The organism is Spirillospora sp. NPDC049652, from assembly GCF_040675125.1.
Classification (GTDB): domain Bacteria; phylum Actinomycetota; class Actinomycetes; order Streptosporangiales; family Streptosporangiaceae; genus Spirillospora.
Window position 1 is genome coordinate 1 of the sequence record NZ_JBFAOF010000759.1, and the last position, 3,631, is coordinate 3,631.

The 3,631-nt window shown below is 73.8% G+C and carries 3 protein-coding genes; 1 reads left to right on the forward strand and 2 read right to left on the reverse strand.

What is annotated here, in order from left to right:
- Positions 1–606: PH domain-containing protein (locus tag AB0J52_RS32065; RefSeq protein ID WP_500186552.1), on the reverse strand; the 606-nt coding region annotated here is incomplete at its 3' end.
- Between the two features lie 518 nt (positions 607–1,124).
- The gene (locus AB0J52_RS32070) at positions 1,125–1,652 is read right to left on the reverse strand and encodes a PH domain-containing protein (protein WP_500186550.1); all 528 of its coding nucleotides are present in this window, start codon (positions 1,650–1,652) and stop codon (positions 1,125–1,127) included.
- A 497-nt stretch (positions 1,653–2,149) separates the two neighbouring features.
- Here AB0J52_RS32070 and AB0J52_RS32075 point away from each other — a divergent pair, with 497 nt between their 5' ends.
- Positions 2,150–3,307 (forward strand): NADH-quinone oxidoreductase subunit D, encoded by a 1,158-nt coding sequence (locus AB0J52_RS32075; protein ID WP_500186551.1) that lies wholly within the window; start codon positions 2,150–2,152, stop codon positions 3,305–3,307.
- The last annotated feature ends 324 nt before the right edge of the window (positions 3,308–3,631 follow it).

Consider the following 3,631-nt stretch of genomic DNA (forward strand, 5'->3'; position numbering starts at 1 on the left):
CAGCTCGGCGCGCAGGTCCTGCGCGGCGCGGCGGCCGAGGTAGCGGAACGCGATCTCGCTCTGCTCGCCGCCCGCCAGCTCGACCCGGACCTCGGCGAGCGAGGTCACCCGCGTCACCAGCGGCCGGACGACGTCGATCGCCTGGATCCGGGACAGCGGGATGCGCCGGACGGCCCGCCGCAGCAGCCCGTTCTGGACGACCAGGTCGTCCCCCTCGACCCAGAACCGCAGCCCCAGCCAGCCCCAGAGCCCCGCCCCCACCGCGATGACGCCCGCGATGAGCGACGCGATCAGGAACCGGAGCAGGACGGCCGGGCTGAACGACAGCGACGCCCCACCCTCCGTCCGCGTGAACAGCAGCGGGAACCCGAGCAGCACGAAGTAGACGATCATGATCGCGGCCGCGCGCAGCGGCGCGGTCGCCCAGTGCAGCCGATGCGTCCCCACCGAGAACCGGACCGGCGGAGGAGGCGGGGGCGGCCGGTAGCCGTAGGGCGGCATCGCGTAGGGCGGCCGTCCCGGATAGCCCTGCGGCGGACCGTAGTGCGGACCCGGCGCGTAGCCGGGACGCGGCGGATACCCGGCAGCCGGGTACACCGGCGGCATCCCAGGCGGCCCGTACGGCGTCGGGCCGGCAGGAGGCTGCATCCCATACGGAGGCATGAAGGTGGGACGTGCCCGACCGTCCGGCGGCACGAACCCGGGATTCATCGGAGGCCGAGGCCCCTGGGGGGCGTGCGGCTGCGAACCGGCACCCGCGTACCCGGAAGGCTGAGCACCGGCCCCATACGGCCCGCCACCCGGCCGCCCAGGCCCCTGCGGAGACGCCCATTGAGGACCGGCCCCTTGAGGCCCGGAACCGTGCGGCCCAGGGCCCTGAGGCCCGTACCCGCCGGGCTCCGAAGCGCCGGCGCCGTGCGGGCCGGGCGCCGGCGAGGCGGGGCCGTAAGGGCCGGTACCGCCTGCGGCCGGCCCCTGAGCCGCAACGTCGTCCGAGTCGACTTCCGGTGACCGCGACTGCTCATGGCTCTGACGGTCGAGGTCGTGCGGCGCGGGGCTCTGCGACGCGTCGCCTGCGGACGCGTCGTGCGGGCCGCCGTGGGAAGGCTGGTCCTGCGGCGTGGTCACAGGCCCATGCTCCGCTCCTCGCCCTTGCGGGCGAGCCGGTCGCGGAGCAGGGCGGCCTCGGCCGCGGGGAGGCCGGGGATCGCGGCGTCGGTCGCGGCGGCGGCGGTGTGCAGCCGGACGGTCGCGAGGCCCATCCAGCGCTCCAGCAGGCCCACCGTGACGTCCACGAACTGCATCCGGCCGTACGGCACGACGATGAGGCGGCGGACGAACACCCCGCTCGTCACGATCAGGTCGTCACCGCGCTCGGCGTACCCGTGCGACCGGTACGCCAGCTCGACCACGACCCAGTAGCCCACGAGGACGGCCAGCACCCCCGCGACCCACAGCAGGGCCGCGACCGACCCGCCGCCGCGCCAGAGCAGGAACGCGCCGACCGCGCCGACCGGGATCGCGCGCAGCAGCGCGGCGAGCCGCCGGTGCCACGGGTAGCGCGGGGAGATCCGGGACCACGCGAGCCCCCCGCCCGGTTCGAAGGCGCCCGCCGCCGGATACCCGGCCGCGCCCTCATGCTGTTCCGCCACCGGGTACAACGCGGCACCTCCGGCACCATTCGAAAGCGTCCCGCCCTGGGGAGGCCGTCCGGCGTACGCGCTCTCCCCGGCCTGCCCGTACTGGGTGGACGGCACGGGCTGAGCGCCCTGATCCTGCCGCGCGGACGGCACCGGCGGCGCGCCCTGCGGACCGGGCGGCACACCTTGCGCATTCTGCGCGGGCATCACATTCTGCCCCTTCCCGGCACCTGCCGCGTCCTGGACGAGCGGGTCGGGACCGGGCGGCGGAACATCCGGAAAGCCGGGCGCTTCGCCGGATCTCGGCCGTTCATGGTGGCTTGGGTTCATTAGCCCCTAGTCAACCGGAAAGGACGCCCTCGCCGCGAGCCCCACCACCCCGAACACCCCCGCGCCCCCGCCCCGCCGGGTCGGAAGCGGCGGGCCGCAGTTCCGCCGACCGCGCCGCGCACGTCGCGCACACCGGGCAGGCTTGGCGCGTCGGGCGTGAATGCGGCGGCCGTGGCACGATGAGGACCGTGACCACGCAGAGGACCGTCGGGATCGGTGCGGGCGCCAAGGAGCTGGCCACCGAGGACATGATCCTCAACATCGGCCCGCAGCATCCGTCCACGCACGGCGTGCTGCGCCTGCGGCTCACCCTGGACGGCGAGCGGATCGTCGCCGCCGAGCCGGTCGTCGGCTACATGCACCGCGGCGCGGAGAAGCTGTTCGAGGTCCGCGACTTCCGGCAGATCATCGTGCTGGCGAACCGGCACGACTGGCTGTCGGCGTTCTCCTCCGAACTCGGCGTCGTGCTCGCCGTCGAGCGGATGCTCGGCATGGAGGTCCCGCAGCGCGCGGTCTGGGCGCGGACGCTGCTCGCCGAGCTCAACCGCGTCCTCAACCACCTGATGTTCCTCGGCTCCTACCCGCTGGAGGTGGGCGCGATCACGCCGATCTTCTACGCGTTCCGCGAGCGCGAGACGCTGCAGCGCGTGATGGAGGAGGTCTCCGGCGGCCGCATGCACTACATGTTCAACCGCGTCGGCGGCCTCAAGGAGGAGCTGCCCGCCGGCTGGACGACCCGCGCCCGCCAGGCCGTCGCGGACGTCCGGGCGCGGATGCCCGACCTCGACGGCCTCATCATGGGCAACGAGATCTTCCGCGCCCGCACCCGCGGCGTCGGGACGATCGACCGCGAGCAGATCCTCCAGTACGGGGTCTCCGGCCCGATCGCGCGCGCCGCCGGCGTCGACTTCGACCTGCGGCGGGACGAGCCGTACCTCGCCTACGGCGAACTGCCCGTCCGGGTCGTGACCAGGACCGAGGGCGACTGCCTCGCCCGGTTCGAGTGCCTGCTCGACCAGGCGTACGCCTCGCTCGACCTCGCCGACGCCTGCCTCGACCGCCTCGCCGACCTCCCGCCGGGCCCGATCAACCAGCGGCTCCCGAAGGTGCTGAAGGTCCCCGAGGGCCACACCTACGCCTGGACGGAGAACCCGCTCGGCCTCAACGGCTACTTCCTGGTCTCCCGCGGCGAGAAGACGCCGTGGCGGATGAAGCTGCGCTCCGCCTCGTTCAACAACATCCAGGTGCTCGCCGAACTCCTGCCGGGCTGCCTGGTCGCCGACATGATCGCCATCCTCGGCTCGATGTTCTTCGTCGTCGGCGACATCGACAAATAAGCCCCCGCACCCCGATCACAACGCGGAGGCCCACAAGGGGGACGCGGACGCCGGTAGCGAGCTCCCAGCGCGGACGCGACGCCACGCCCACACCAGCGGAAACCTCCGCCAACAACGGCGAACCGCGCACCAAGGGCGTCCACGACCATGCCGTCAAACAACTCACGCGTCCGCCCAAACTCCCCCCGGCACTCCCGGCCGCCCGCCGACCAAAGCAGCGCGCCCCCTCCGCGCCCGCGTCCGCAACGTCCGGCACGGCCGTCGGCGAACTGCGCGCCGCAGAGTGCCCACGGCCGTGACATCCGGCAGCGCTGGCGCCGGACC